The following is a 13,731-nucleotide window of genomic DNA, read 5'->3' as shown; positions in this document are numbered from 1 at the left end:
CGCTGAACCCTGAACGGAGGGGGCAGCCTGCTATTGCGGTGGTGCCGCGGGTGCCTCCGGCGCCGGCTCGGGCGTTGCCGGAGCCGGCGGCACGGCCGCCATCTCGGCGGTCGTCCGTGCCAGTTCCGGGTAGCTCTCGATGACGTGCGCACCCGCCAGCGGCTTGCTTTGGCCGTTGTGGCACGTGGCGCAGTTCAGCTTGGGTGCGTCTCCGGTCGGACCGAGGCGGTTGGCCGGGAAGGTCCCCGTCAGCGGCTCGATGTAATCGCCGTTCAGGTCGCGCACCATCCGGATTGCGTGCCAAGCCAGCGTACGCTGCGGCGTGCTCTGCGACCAGTTCGAGACCGCCCGGGTGTTGTGGCAGTAGGTGCAGTTGACGCCGAGCGACGACGACATGTGCATCATCAGGCCGTAGGTCCGCTCGGCGGCCTGGATCGGCTTGCCCTTGCTTTCCGGCAGCGCCGTCGTCGCGTTGACGCGGATGAGGTTCTCGTCGACGTCCTTCTTGCCGAAGAACTCGCTCAGCGTGTCGTAGGGCAGCGAGGCGAGGCCGACGGAGGGCGAGGCCATGTTCTGCCCGTTGTTGCGGGCGATGAAGCCGGTCTTGTAGTTCGGCCCCGGATTCTGGAACCAGATCTGCGCCGGCACGGGCTTCCCGCGGTGGCAGGTGTAGCAGTTCACCCCCGCCTCGCCGACATGCTTCTCCTTCCAGGTGGTGTTGATGTGCTGCACCATCTGGATCATCCGCCGGGCGACCTGCTTCTGATAGAGGCTGTCGTCGGCCATGTTCTCGGTGTTGTGGCAGTAGGTGCAGCCCTGCTCCGGGCTGACCCATTCCGTCATCGAGACCATCAGGCGGTTGAATTCCTCGACGCTCAGATCTTTGAGAACCTTCACGTTCTCGTAGACCGCGCCGGCCTTCTCGGTGCCGGCCTCGACCGGCTCGGCCGGGGCCGGCGGGATGTTGGCGGCCTTCAGTGCCGCCGCGCCGGACTTGGTCTGGATCTGATCCATACCGGTGCCGCGGAAGCCGTGCTGCTGGGCGAGGATCGGCGGCCTCGTCCAGCCCGCCGTGCCGAACTGGGCGATGGTGAGGAACAGGGCGACGACCGCGCCCGCGACGACGAGCAGAGTCTTCATGGCGCCCCCCCTGGCGTCGCGAGCGGGTCGGTGATCGGTCCGTAGATCTGCGGGTAGGACGGCGCGACGCCGTGCTTGACCGCCCAGAGGTACCAATTGTCGACCACGGTGCCGGTGAGCAGAATGCCGATGCCGCCTGTGATCGTCGTCAGCACCGCGAACCACCACGCCCAGCGGTGAATCGATTCCATGGTGGCGTTGAAGCCCATGGTCCAGCGCCAAAACAGGGCGGCGCGCTCGGTGGCGGTGCCGCGATCGACGATCTGGTCGATCTCACGCTCGGCGCCGTAGCGGCTGGTGGCCAGGATCGTCGCCCCATGCATCGCGAACAGCAGCGTCGACCCATAGAGGAAGACAATCGAGAGCATGTGGAACGGGTTGTAGAACAGGTTGCCGTAGCGCAGCGAGAACGCGGCGGTCCAATCGAGATGCGGGAAGATGCCGAACGGCACCGCCTCGCTCCACGAACCCATCAGAATCGGGCGGATGAAGCCCAGCACGAGATAGAGCCAGATCGCGGCGGCAAACGCCCAGGGCGTGTGCGATCCGAGCCCGAGCGCCCGGGCGCGGCGATACATCCGCACCCACCACAGCAGGATCGACGCGGTGAGGAAAAAGCCCGCGATCAGCCACCAGCCGCCCTCGTTGAGCGGCGGCAGCACCTTGAGCCCGTATTTGGGCAGCGGCGGCTCGAGCGCCAGCCAGGGGAGCTGGCGGACGAACTGGATCGGGTCCCAGTTCACGCTGGCCCACATGTTGAGGCCGATGATCTCGAAGGCGATCAGGCCGCAGGCGAAGGACAGCGCGCCGAGATAGCCGCCATAGATCGGCCCGACCTGGCTGTTGCCGATCAGCCCGAACAGGTAGCTGTTGAACGGCTTGCCGATGCGGGCGTCGGACGAGATCGGGATGCCGTGTTCCGGCTCGACCGGGCGGACCTGCACCTGCGTGAAGATGTTCTGATAATAGGCCACGGCGTCTCCCTCCCTGGACCTGCGGTCGTACGAGGCTCACGCCGTCGGCGGAGACCTCCGAGCCCCGAAGATCGAACCTGCGCTTCAGGCCGGCCGGCGCGGATGCCGGGCGGCGATCCGGTTCACCGCCACACGGGCAGGTTGAGCCACCAGCCCCACCATTCCGGCCAACCTTGCGTCCAGAAGGGCCCCGAGATGACGATGCAGACCGCGCTCCAGAATCCGGCCGAGAGCGCGAGGAACAGGCCGAGCCGGTGGATGCCCAGCGTGCCGATCGAGTAGCCGATCGTGTCGCGGAAGTAGGTGTCCTCGTGCTCGGGCGTCTTCACCGTCTCGCCCTTGGCCGGATTGGTCGAGGACAGGATCAGCGAGCCGTGCAGCGCCAGCGCGAAGGTCGTCGTGAAGAAGAACGTCACGGCGAGCATGTGCGCGGGATTGTAGTGGAAGTGCAGATACTGGTAGCCGGTGTTCGACACCCAATCGAGATGGGAGAGGATGCCGTAGGGGAAGCCGTAGCCCCATGCGCCCATCAGGAACGGGCGGATCACCACCAGCGAGACGTAGGCGAAGATCGCCACCGAGAAGGCGAACGGCACGTGGTAGCCGATGCCGAGCTTGCGGCAGATCTCGACCTCGCGCAGCGCCCAGGACGAGAACGCCCCCACCGCGCAGAAGGTAATGATCTGCCACAGGCCCCCTTCCTTCAGGGGTGCCAGCGCCAGCCCGTATTTCAGGTCGGGCGGCGCGATGTTGATCTGCCAGATGTTCCAGGTCGGGCCGATGGCCGCGCCGTAGAGGATCAGTGCGGTGCCGAGCACCGAGAAGAAGATCGTCGTGACGCCGAAGAAGCCGACGTAGAACGGCCCCACCCAGAAGTCGAACAGGTCTCCGCCCAGCAGAGTGCCGCCGCGGACCCGGTATTTGCGCTCGAAGCTCAGCATCGCCATGGCGGAAATCCCCGCGGTGAGGACGAAGGGTGCCGGGGCAGGCCCGAAAGAGCCTGCCCGCAGCAGAACCAGCGGTCAGGCCGGTCAGGTCGGCATCGTCGGGAGGACGAGGCTGTGGGCGGCGGCCGCCTTCGCGTCCTTCGGGCCTTCCAGCCAGTTGAACCGGTCGGTGCTGAGCAGGATGAAGTGGATCAGCAGCGCCAGGACGAACAGGAAGGTGAAGAGCGCGACGAGGGTGCGCCGGGGATCGAACAGAAGCCAGATCTTGTGCATCGCGCGTCTCCTCAGCCGATCATCGACGCAAGGCCGTGGGCGGCGTTGGTCACGCCGTCGAGCAGGGCGTAGCCCTTCGGCCCGGGAAGCCAGGGCCGCCACAGCCAGACGAGAATGTGGGCGACCACGGCGATTGCCGTGAAGATGATGAAGCTCGTCAGGAAGATCGCGTGAAATTCCTTGGCTTCGGGTTCCGTCAGCCCGGACAGGCTGCTCGGTCTTTCTGTGATACCGTTCGCCATCGATCGAACCTCCGCTGGTTATGCCGCGCGTTGACAGGCGTGGCGGGTGTCGCCGTGACTCGATGACATCACGGCGCAGGGATCCCCCGTGTCACCACACGGAAGTACTGAGGCGCTGGCGCATCGTCGCGGAAGGCGGTTGCCGGTTCGCGAAGCGACGCGCCGGGTCCCTAGCCCATGAAGGCAAACGGGATCGCCGAGACGGCCATGGCCTTGGCCTCGCCGAAGACGGAACGGCGCTTCGGCGTCAGACCGCGCTGAGGCGCGGTGCCCGGCCGGAAACGCTGCATCAGGGCGGCGGCGAGGAAGAAGGGGTAGGTTGCGGCGAGGATGATCCGGAACTGGACCGCCTCGCTGTGCAGCCGCGACGACGCGGGCATCGATCGTTGCATGACCACTCCCATGGCTTGGTGCTCCGCATTCTGTCCGGCTCCGCGAAGGGCCGGAGGGTGAAGGGGATGGAGGAGAGCCGTGCTCATGCGGCGCTCCCCAAGACGAGATCGCTCTGCGCCCGCTCGACATGGTCGGCGGCGACGCGCTCGGCGGCGACCCGGCGCGCGGCCCGCTCGGCAGCGTCGCGCAGGCGTTTGGCGGCGGAGATCCGCGTGAGAACGGGATGGGCCTCGACCAGCGCGTCGAGCCGGGCGCGGGCCGCTTCGTCCCAGGGCAGCTCGCGGTGCGTCCGGGCGGGCGTCGCTTCGACCGCATCCATGTCGCGCGCGAGCGGCAGGATGTGGAAGAGCATGTCGAACAGGGCGTTGCAGACTTCCTGCACGAGGTAGGTCGCGCCGGCATAGCCCATGAACGGCGTGCCGGTGTGCCGCCGGATGATGGCGCCGGGGAACGAGGCGGGCACGTAGATCGCCCGCCCGCCCGCCTCGGCGAGATACATCCGCTCGTTGAAGGAGCCGAACAGGACGAGGGGCGGGTTGGTCTTGATCGCCTCGCGCACCGCCGCGTTGTCGGGCTTCGTGCCCGCGCTGCGGCTGATGGCGAAGTGGCAGGGCAAGCCCATTTCCTCTTCGAGGAAGTGGCGCACGCCGCGGGCGTAGGTCTCGGTCGCGACGATGCCGAAGCTCGCCGTGCCGAAGAAGTCCTGCGTGACCGAGCGCCACAGGTCCCAGACCGGCTTGATCGTGGTGTGGCGCTCGCGCTCGATGAAGGGTTCGGGGTCGATCCCGAGAATCTCGCCGAGCGTGCGCAGGAACTTGGTGGTCGAGAGCACCCCGATCGGCGCCTGGAGATAGGGGCGCTCCAGGCTCTCGCAGAGCAGGCGGCCGAACTCGCGGTAGAGGCAGATATTGGCATCCGCGTTGACGAGCTTGGGCACGTCGGCGAGGTGCGAGCCGAGCGGGAAGGTGAGGTTCACCTCGGCGCCGATCCCTTCCACGAGGCGGCGGATCTCGGCGAGGTCCGAGGCCATGTTGAAGGTGCCGTAGGCCGGGCCGATGATGTTGACCCGCGGCTTCTCCCCGGCCTTGCGCTCGGGCCGGGCCGGAATCCCCTTCTTGGCGAAGCGCCGGGCGCCGTATTCCTGCCAGAGCCAGCTCATCGCCCGGTCGGCGGATTGCCACTGGTCCTCGTCGATGGTGCGCGGCAGGAAGCGCTGGAGCCCGGTGCCCTCCGGGGTGACGCCGCCGCCGATCATCTCGGCGATCGAGCCCGTCACCACGACGCTGGGCTGGCCGGGATCGAGCGTGGCGTGCGCCCGCTTCATCGCGCCCTCGGTGCCGTGGCGGCCGAGTTCTTCTTCCGCCAAGCCGGTGACGACGATCGGCAGCTCGTGCGGCGGCAGGGCGTCGGTGTAATGCAGCACCGAGGTGACCGGCAGATTCTCGCAGCCCACGGGGCCGTCGATGACCACCTGCAGACCCTTGATCGCCGTGAAGACGTAGACCGCCCCCCAATAGCCGCCGGCGCGGTCGTGATCGATGACCAGCATCAGACCATCTCCCCGATCGGCTTCAGGGGAGCCGCTGCCTTCGGCGCCGTCTTGAGCACCGGCACCTCCTGCCAGATGCCGGCGGCGTGGCCGGTGCCGACACCCTCGAAGAAGGCGCGCATGGCGTCGAAGCGCGGCCGGTTGGCCAGGGCGGCGTTGACGACCTTCGCCAGCGAGCCGGCTCCGGCGGCACCCATCAGCGGGCGCGCCGAGATCAGGTTGGTGAAGTAGAGCGCCGGCGTGCCGGCCTCCTTCGCCTTCTGCACCACCGGCGTCGTGCCGATGGCGAGATCCGGCCGGAACGCTTCGAGCGCGGCGAGGTCGTCCTCCAGCGAGGCGCGGTAGCGGACGCTGACGCCGCGCTCTTCCAGCCAGACCCGGTCCGGCTCGGACCAGGGCGTGCGCGGGCAGGCGGTGCCGACATAGGGCACTTCGGCGCCGCTCTCGACGAGGAGGCGGGCCACCAGGAGTTCCGAGCCCTCGTAACCCGAGAGCGTGATGCGCCCGCGGATCGGCGCCGCAGCCAGCGCCCCCCGGATCGCCGGCAGAAGCCGGTTCTGCGCCGCCGCGATTGTGTCCCGCGGGACGTCGCAGGCATTGCCGATGGCCTCCAGCCAGTCGGCGGTGCCGTCATGGCCGACGGGGGCGGAGCCGACCACCGGCCGACCCGCCGCCTCGAACTCGCGCACGCTCGCGGTGTAGAACGGGTGGATCGCCGCCACCGCCGCCGCGTCGAGGGCGCCGTAGAGTTCGCGCCATTCGCGCGTCGGCACGACGGGGCCGGCGCTGAGGCCCAGCGGCTCGAGGAGCGCGCCGATCACCACGGGATCGGCCGGGAACATCTCGCCCAGAAGCGCGACGGACGGACGCTCCGAGCGGCCCCCACGCGGCGCCTGGACCGGGCCGTTCTCGGCCTCGCTGCGGGCGAATTTGAGCATGGCGCCGGCCAGCACGTCCTTGGCCTCGGCATGGGTCGGCACGCCGAAGCCCGGCACGTCGATGCCGATGACGCGCACGCCGTCGATCTGCTTCGGCAGCAGCCGCAGCGGCACGCCCGATGCGGTCGGGACGCAGAGGTTGATGACGACGATCGCATCGTAGTCTTGCGGATTGGCCGAGGCGTAGACCGCCTCGCGGATGTCCTCGAACAGCTTGCCGGTGACGAGCGTCTCGGAGTTGAACGGCACGTAGCCGACGCTGCGGCGCGCGCCGTAGAAATGCGAGGTGAAGGTCAGCCCGTAGACGCAGCAGGCCGAGCCCGACAGGATCGTCATCGTGCGCCGCATGCGCAGACCAACGCGCAGGGAGCCGAAGGCGGGGCACATGCTCTGCGGTTGATCGTGCGGACCGGCCGGATAGTCCTTGCGGTACTGCTCCAGCGTTCCGGACAGGCCGGCCGATTCGGCGGCGGCGCGCATCGCGTCCTTGCCGGCATGGCAGCCGAGCCCGTCGCCCTGTGTCGCGGCGAGATCGATGCCCTCGGGGCGGCGGGCGCGGAGCGCGGTAATATCGAGGCTGACCGCCATGGCTCAGACCTCGTCGTAGACGACTTCGAGGGACGGTTTGGTGAGGCTGGTTCGCCCGCACATGTCCTCTATGGTGGCCGGCTCCAGCACCACGTTTCGTCCGGTGGCTTCGCTGGAGAACAGGCCGAGCAGCGCGTCCTGGCTCAGCGGCGTCGGCTGGTGCGGTTCGGCTTCCGCCACGTTCTGAGAGAGGTCGGCGAAGAGCGAGCCCCAGCGCCCGTCGGGCTTGCCGATGATCTCGTAATTCGCGCTCTTGCGGCGGATGTCGTCGTCGGCCGGGATCGAGGCCAGCACCGGGATGCCCGCGGCGTCCGCGAAGGCCTGCGCCTCGCCCGTGCCGTCGTCCTTGTTGATGACGAGGCCGCCGACGCCGACATTGCCGCCCATCTTGCGGAAGTATTCGACCGCCGAGCAGACGTTGTTGGCGACGTAGAGCGATTGCAGATCGTTGGAGCCGACGACGATGACCTTCTGGCACATGTCCCGGGCGATCGGCAGGCCGAAGCCGCCGCAGACCACGTCGCCGAGAAAGTCGAGCAGGACGTAGTCGAAGCCCCATTCATGGAAGCCGAGTTTTTCCAGAAGCTCGAAGCCGTGGATGATTCCGCGCCCGCCGCAGCCGCGGCCGACCTCAGGCCCGCCGAGTTCCATCGCGTAGACACCGTCGCGCTTGAAGCAGACATCGCCGATGGCGACCGCCTCACCCGCGAGCTTCTTCTTCGTCGAGGTCTCGATGATGGTCGGGCAAGCGCGCCCGCCGAACAGGAGCGAGGTCGTGTCGCTCTTCGGATCACAGCCGATCAGCAGGACCTTCTTGCCCTGCTGGGCCATCATGTAGCTGAGATTGGCCAGGGTGAACGACTTGCCGATGCCGCCCTTGCCGTAGATCGCGATGATCTGCGTCTCGCGCTTGACCTCGCCGGTCGCGACCGGATCGGGCTCGATGGCGGCTTCGGCCCGCAGCGTCGTCGCAGCGTCCAGCGCCGCCTTGTTGAGCTGTAGGTTCATGAGCAGGCCCTCCAATCGAGGATCATCTTCAGGCAGGCCGGATCGGCGAAAGCGGTGCGGTAGGCCTCCCCCGCTTCCGTGGCGGGCACCCGGTGGGTGATGAGTCCGTCGAGCGACAGGCTTCCGGCCTCGATCAGGGCCCGGACCGCCGCGAGATCGCCCGGCCGCCACTCCGCCGAGACCCGGATGCGGGCCTCGCGCAGGAAGGCGGGTGGAAAGGCGAAGGCGAGCGGTGCCTCGTAGAAGCCGGCCAGCACGATCTCGCCGCCGGGAGCGAGGCGGCCGATCAGCGTGTCGAGCAGGCTCGAATCGCCACTGACATCGGTGATGGTGGAATAGTCGCGCGCCGGATCTTCGTCGGGCGCGAGCACGGAATAACCGAAGGTGCCCTCGGCCCGCAGCGTCTCGCGTTCCCACACCACCGGCTCGCCGCCGGCCAGCACCGTCAGCCGCGCGAGCAGACGACCGAGCACGCCGTGGCCGACGATCAGGTTCCGCGTGCCGGGCACGATGTCGGACAGGGCGTGGTACGCGGTCGCGGCCAGGGCGATAAGGCAGGCCCGGTCGCCGAGCGCGGCATCGACCGGGACGAGGCGGGAAGCCGGAGCGATCAGGTGCGAGGCCGCGCCGCCGAACAGGCCGTTGACCTCGCCGAAGCAGCGGGCGCCGGGGACGAACACGGTTTGCCCGACGCGCAGGCCACTGCCGGCCTCGGTCTCGACCACCGTGCCAACCGACTCGTAGCCGGGCACCAGCGGGTACCCCATGCCGGGAAAGGGCGGCATCCGCCCGGACCAGAGCAGGCGCTCGGTTCCCGTGCTGATGCCGCTCCAAGAGACGGCAACGGTCGCATCGCCCTTCGTTGCCGGGGTGAGCGCGAGGCGGTTGAGCGCCAAGTGCTCCGGTCGTTCAAGGACGACGGCCAACGCTTCCATCCCCCTGCCCCCCATTGCTGGTTGCGACTCTGCGAAGGGCCGAACCGCTTGATGTCATCCTAGATGGACGTGAACTTGCGTCAAGTAAACTTTACACTTTTAGCGCCGCTTTGCGGTGATCAATCGCGCCAGCAGCGGGCGCCGCGTGGTCCGCTCGCGGATTTCACCGAAGCCGACCTGTGCCAGCATGGCCGATAGTTCCTCGGCCGTGCGGGGCCGGCCGCTGCCCATGGCCAGGAGGTAGAAGCCGAAATACGCATCTCCCACCGGCTCCGCGCCGGGCGTGCCGGCCATCGGCTCGGCGATCGCCAATAGGCCGCCCGGCGGCAGCGCCGCGTAGGCCGCGCACAGGAGCGACAGGGCTATCGCATCGTCGTGATCGTGGACGACCCGCACCAGGGTGATCGCGTCGGCGCCTGGCGGCAGGGAGGCGCCGAGAAAGCTCCGGCCGAGGCAGGCGACGCGGTTCCCGAGGCCCTCGGCGGCGAGTCGGGCGCCCGCCCGTTCCGCGACCGGCGGGAGATCGAGCAGGCGCAGGGTCAGCCCCGGATGGCGGCGGGCGGCCTGGGCGAGGAACACACCCTCCCCGCCCCCGACATCCATCAGGCACGCACGATCGGCGAGCGGCAGGGCATCGAGCACGTCGTCGGCGATCAGCGCCTGCGAGGCCGCCATCAGGCCGCTATAGGCCGCAACCGAATCCGGCCCGAGCTGCGCCGACGCGCCGGCTTCGGCATAGGGCCAGTAGCCCCCGAGCCGCGTCGGCCCCGCTCCCCCGCGCAACAGAGCGACGGGATCGGCCAGATCGGCGTAGAGCATCGCGTGGTGCTCGATCATCGCCGCGACCGAGGGATTCCCGATCAGCGCCGCGCCGAGATCGGCCAGGGCGAAGCGCCCGTCCGGCAGCCGCGTGATCAGGTCGAGCGAGGCGGCGGCCTTGAGTAGGGTCAGCGCGCGATCCGCGGGCAGATCGAGACGCCGGGCGAGAGCATCGGGCGCCAGCGGGCCGTCCCGCAGCAGCGTGAACAGGTCGAGCCGGACGCAGGCGAACAGCACCTGCGCGTAGACGAAGCCGGCGCACAGATCGAACAACGCCCTCGTGTTACGCTGCGCGATCCTGCGGGTGAGTGGAAACCCCGCCGCCCAGCGCTGGAAGCCAGGGCTGGTGACCGTGCGGTTGCGGAAGGCGAGCCAGCGCTCGCGCCAGCCGCCGCGCGTCTCCGGCGCGGGTCCGGCCTCGGTCATCGCGGCGGGCAAGGCCGGGCCTCACGCCATCGCGCGTAAGGAAGCGGGCATGAACAGCCGGGTCTGCGCCTCGATCTCGGTGCGCATGGCGTCCTGCCCGCGGCAGGGGGGAATCACGTCGATCGCCTCCTGCGTGAGGTGCTTCAGGCGCTCCAGGGCACCGCCCATCCCGAGCAGGGCCGCCGCGTTCGGGCGCCCGAGGGTGGCGTCACGGCCGGCGGGCTTGCCGATCTCCTCCTGGCGGCAGGCGACGTCGCGCAGATCGTCGGCGACCTGATAAGCCGCCCCGAGGCATTCGCCGAGCAAGCGCCAGGGGAGCGGCGGAGCTCCCGCGGCGGCGGCACCGGCCACCGTGGCCGCGGCGAACAGCGCACCGGTCTTGGCCTGCTGGTACTCGACCAGATCCACGTAAGGCTCGGATTCCCAGGCCTGCCCCGCAACGATGCCGGTGGGCGAGCCGGCGGCGCGGGCGATCAGCCCGACGAGACAGGCGAGGCGCGTCGGCGAGCGGATCACGCCCCGCGCCAGCGTCTCGAAGGCGGCGACGATCAGCGCGTCGCCCGTGAGCACCGCGAGCGGCACGCCGAAGGCCGCATGAACCGAGGGCTTCTGGCGCCGCATCGGCGCGTCGTCGAAGCAGGGCAGGTCGTCGTGGACGAGCGAGGCGCAGTGCAGGAATTCGATCGCCGCGGCGGCCGCCTCGGAGGCGGCGGGGTCGTCGTCGCCGCAGGCGAGCGCGACGGCGAGGCAGAGCCGCGGGCGGATGCGGTGGCCGCCGGGAAAGACCGCATAGCGGATCGCCTCCGCCAGCAGCGGCGGCGCACCCGGCGCCTCCGCATGCGAAACCGCAATGTCGAGCACCGTCTCGATCCGCCGGCCGACGTCCATGCCGTCCTCCCGTTGTCAGGCTGCCTTGCCTTGCGTTTATGTCAACTATACTTGACACTGTTAGGGATCCGGATCAACGGCGATGCGCCGCGGAGTGCATTTTCGGTGGCAGAAAAAAGCGTCATCGTGATCGGAGCCGGCATTGGCGGGCTCGCGGCGGCCTTGAGCCTCGCCGCATCCGGCCATGACGTCACCGTCCTGGAGCGGGCAGCGCGCGTCGGCGGAAAGATGCGATCAGTGGCCGTGGACGGGGTGCCCGTCGAGGCGGGCCCCACCGTCTTCACCATGCGCTGGGTGTTCGAGGAGCTGTTCGCCGAAGCCGGCGCCGACCTCGGATCGGAGATGCGGCTGCGGCCGGCCACCCTGCTGGCCCGCCATGCCTGGAACGGGCACGAACGGCTCGATCTGTTCGCGGATATCGAGACCTCGGCAGCGGCGATCAGCGCCTTCGCCGGCGCGCGCGAGGCGGAGGGCTATCGGCGGTTCTGCGCCCGTGCGGCCGAGGTCTACCGCACGCTGGAAGGGCCGTTCATCCGCGCCGACCGGCCGAGCCCCGTCGATCTCGCCCAGCGCGTCGGGCTCGCGGGAATCGGCAGCCTGTGGCGTATCCAGCCCTTCGCGACCCTGTGGTCGGCGCTCGGCGAGTATTTCCGCGATCCGCGCCTGCGCCAGCTCTTCGGGCGTTACGCCACCTATTGCGGCGCCTCGCCGTTCGAGGCGCCCGCCACGCTGATGCTGGTCGCCCATGTCGAGCAGGCGGGCGTCTGGACCGTCGAGGGCGGCTTGAGCCGGCTCGCGCGCAAGGTCGCGGATCTGGCCGAAAGCCGCGGCGCCACCCTGCGCACCGGCACGGATGTGGCGCGGATCCTGACCGAGCGCGGCCGCGTCGCAGGGGTCGAACTCGTCGGCGGCGAGCGCATCGCCGCAGACGCGGTGATCGCCAACGTCGACGTGGCGGCGCTCGGCGGCGGCCTGCTCGGGGGCGATGCGGCGGCAGCCGGCGACCGAGTTCCCGCCCGCGAACGTTCGCTCTCGGCGCTCACACTCTGCCTGACGGCGCGGGCGAAGGGCTTCGACCTGGCGCATCACAGCGTGTTCTTCTCGGGCGAATACCGGGCGGAGTTCGACGCGATCCTGCGCGGTCGTCGCCTGCCGCCGGACCCGACCGTCTACGTCTGCGCGCAGGACCGGGACGGCGACGGCGGCTCGGCCCCTGACGGGCCGGAACGCCTGCTCCTCCTCGTCAACGCCCCCGCCGATGGCGGAGAGCGTCGCTTCAGCCCCACGGAGATCGCCGCATGCGAGACGACCATCCATCGCAAGCTCTCAGCCTGCGGACTCACGCTGGAGCCGACGGGACCGGGGACGATCACGACCCCGCAGGACTTCGCGGCGTTGTTTCCGGGGACGGGCGGGGCCCTCTACGGCCGGGCCTCGCACGGCTGGACGGCGACGTTCAAGCGGCCGGGGGCCCGGACGCGGGTGCCGGGGCTCTACCTGGCGGGGGGCAGCGTGCATCCGGGGCCGGGAGTGCCGATGGCGGCGCAATCGGGCCGGCTCGCGGCGGCGGCACTGCGCGCGGACCTCGCTTCGACGGGGCGGTGACGCGCGGCGGCTACGTCTGGTGGTACGTCGATGCGGTGAGCGAGGACGGGCGCCAGGGGCTCACCGTGATCGCCTTCATCGGCAGCGTGTTTTCGCCCTACTATGCCTGGGATGCGGCACGCGACCCGTTCGCCCACTGCGCCGTCAACGTCGTGCTCTACGGCGAGCGGGGCAACCGCTTCGCCATGACCGAGCGCAACGCCCGGTCACTGGCGCGGGATGCGACGCGCTTCAGCCTCGGGCCGTCCTCCCTCGAATGGGACGGCAGCGTGCTGACGATCCGCCTCGACGAGCGAGGCTCGCCGATCCCGCGGGCGGTGCGGGGCACGGTGCGGGTGCGGCCAAGGGCGCTCACCGCGCAGCCCTTCACCCTCGACACGCACGGCCTGCACCGCTGGTGGCCGATGGCGCCCGATTGCGAGGTCGAGGCCGCGTTTACCGCGCCCGCCCTCTCCTGGCGCGGCAGCGGCTACCACGACACCAATGACGGCGACGGCGCGCTCGAAGACGCGTTCACGGATTGGACTTGGTGCCGCGCCCCGCTCAAGCGCGGTTCGGCCATCCTCTACGACGTGCGCCGGACCGATGGCAGCGGACAGAACCTGACGCTGCGCTTCGACGCCGACGGCACCCGGCGCGAGATGCGCCCACCGCTCGCCGCCGGCCTGCCGCCCACCGGCCTATGGCGGATGCCGCGCACGACCCGCAGCGACGATGGCCGCGCCCAGGTGATCCGCACCTTCGAGGACACGCCGTTCTACGCCCGCTCGCTGCTCGCCTCGACGCTCGACGGCGAGGCGGTGCAACCCGTGCACGAGAGTTTGTCGCTCACGCGCTTCCGCAATCCGCTGGTGCGGCTGATGCTGCCGTTCCGGATGCCGCGGCGGATCGGCTGAAGTGGTCCCCGCTTGATCGAAGCGGGGACCACTTCAGCAAGCTCGCGCGGCGCCTGAGGAGGGCACCCATCGCGCCAGCGCGATGGGATCCCACCGAAGCCCAAATTCGC

14 protein-coding genes are annotated in these 13,731 nt (G+C 69.7%); 2 read left to right on the top strand and 12 right to left on the bottom strand.

What is annotated here, in order from left to right; all coding sequences use genetic code 11:
- Window positions 1-30: 30 nt before the first annotated feature.
- The 12 genes from pufC to Y590_RS12675 all read right to left on the bottom strand — a co-directional run bounded on the left by pufC (window position 31) and on the right by Y590_RS12675 (window position 11,120).
- Window positions 31-1,140, bottom strand: coding sequence for a photosynthetic reaction center cytochrome PufC (pufC, locus tag Y590_RS12730; protein ID WP_060770168.1), 1,110 nt, complete (start codon window positions 1,138-1,140; stop codon window positions 31-33).
- Complete coding sequence (gene pufM, locus Y590_RS12725) at window positions 1,137-2,114, bottom strand: photosynthetic reaction center subunit M (RefSeq protein WP_060770167.1); 978 nt, start codon at window positions 2,112-2,114, stop codon at window positions 1,137-1,139. Before pufM ends, pufC begins: the two co-directional genes overlap by 4 nt.
- A gap of 122 nt (window positions 2,115-2,236) precedes the next feature.
- A complete protein-coding gene (gene pufL, locus Y590_RS12720) occupies window positions 2,237-3,061 on the bottom strand; it encodes a photosynthetic reaction center subunit L (protein ID WP_060770166.1) in 825 nt (274 codons plus the stop codon).
- A gap of 84 nt (window positions 3,062-3,145) precedes the next feature.
- Window positions 3,146-3,334, bottom strand: coding sequence for a light-harvesting antenna LH1, alpha subunit (pufA, locus tag Y590_RS12715; RefSeq protein WP_056193358.1), 189 nt, complete (start codon window positions 3,332-3,334; stop codon window positions 3,146-3,148).
- An 11-nt stretch (window positions 3,335-3,345) separates the two neighbouring features.
- Window positions 3,346-3,576: a light-harvesting antenna LH1, beta subunit gene (gene pufB / locus Y590_RS12710; RefSeq protein WP_060770165.1), complete on the bottom strand. Its 231-nt coding sequence runs from the start codon at window positions 3,574-3,576 to the stop codon at window positions 3,346-3,348.
- A 170-nt stretch (window positions 3,577-3,746) separates the two neighbouring features.
- Window positions 3,747-3,980 carry a hypothetical protein gene (locus tag Y590_RS12705; RefSeq protein ID WP_060770164.1) on the bottom strand — a complete coding sequence of 78 codons (234 nt, stop codon included), beginning with the start codon at window positions 3,978-3,980 and terminating at the stop codon, window positions 3,747-3,749.
- A gap of 71 nt (window positions 3,981-4,051) precedes the next feature.
- The gene (bchZ, locus tag Y590_RS12700) at window positions 4,052-5,518 is read right to left on the bottom strand and encodes a chlorophyllide a reductase subunit Z (RefSeq protein WP_060770163.1); all 1,467 of its coding nucleotides are present in this window, start codon (window positions 5,516-5,518) and stop codon (window positions 4,052-4,054) included.
- The gene (gene bchY, locus Y590_RS12695; protein WP_060770162.1) at window positions 5,518-7,044 is read right to left on the bottom strand and encodes a chlorophyllide a reductase subunit Y; all 1,527 of its coding nucleotides are present in this window, start codon (window positions 7,042-7,044) and stop codon (window positions 5,518-5,520) included. Before bchY ends, bchZ begins: the two co-directional genes overlap by 1 nt.
- 3 nt (window positions 7,045-7,047) lie before the next feature.
- Window positions 7,048-8,052, bottom strand: a complete 1,005-nt coding sequence (locus tag Y590_RS12690) for a chlorophyllide a reductase iron protein subunit X (protein ID WP_060772278.1) — start codon at window positions 8,050-8,052, stop codon at window positions 7,048-7,050.
- Window positions 8,049-8,987: a chlorophyll synthesis pathway protein BchC gene (bchC, locus tag Y590_RS12685; protein ID WP_060770161.1), complete on the bottom strand. Its 939-nt coding sequence runs from the start codon at window positions 8,985-8,987 to the stop codon at window positions 8,049-8,051. Before bchC ends, Y590_RS12690 begins: the two co-directional genes overlap by 4 nt.
- Before the next feature lie 99 nt (window positions 8,988-9,086).
- Window positions 9,087-10,232, bottom strand: a complete 1,146-nt coding sequence (locus Y590_RS12680; protein WP_060770160.1) for a methyltransferase — start codon at window positions 10,230-10,232, stop codon at window positions 9,087-9,089.
- Between the two features lie 21 nt (window positions 10,233-10,253).
- Window positions 10,254-11,120, bottom strand: a complete 867-nt coding sequence (locus Y590_RS12675; protein ID WP_060770159.1) for a polyprenyl synthetase family protein — start codon at window positions 11,118-11,120, stop codon at window positions 10,254-10,256.
- Between the two features lie 105 nt (window positions 11,121-11,225).
- Between Y590_RS12675 and crtD the strand changes: the two genes are divergently transcribed.
- Both crtD and Y590_RS12665 read left to right on the top strand, forming a co-directional pair.
- Window positions 11,226-12,725 carry a 1-hydroxycarotenoid 3,4-desaturase CrtD gene (gene crtD / locus Y590_RS12670; RefSeq protein ID WP_060770158.1) on the top strand — a complete coding sequence of 500 codons (1,500 nt, stop codon included), beginning with the start codon at window positions 11,226-11,228 and terminating at the stop codon, window positions 12,723-12,725.
- Window positions 12,722-13,621, top strand: coding sequence for a carotenoid 1,2-hydratase family protein (locus Y590_RS12665; protein ID WP_201026734.1), 900 nt, complete (start codon window positions 12,722-12,724; stop codon window positions 13,619-13,621). The genes crtD and Y590_RS12665 overlap by 4 nt, the downstream gene beginning before the upstream one ends.
- Window positions 13,622-13,731 lie beyond the last annotated feature (110 nt).

This window comes from Methylobacterium sp. AMS5 (assembly GCF_001542815.1).
Classification (GTDB): Bacteria; Pseudomonadota; Alphaproteobacteria; order Rhizobiales; family Beijerinckiaceae; genus Methylobacterium.
This window is presented reverse-complemented; position numbering and strand designations above follow the sequence as displayed.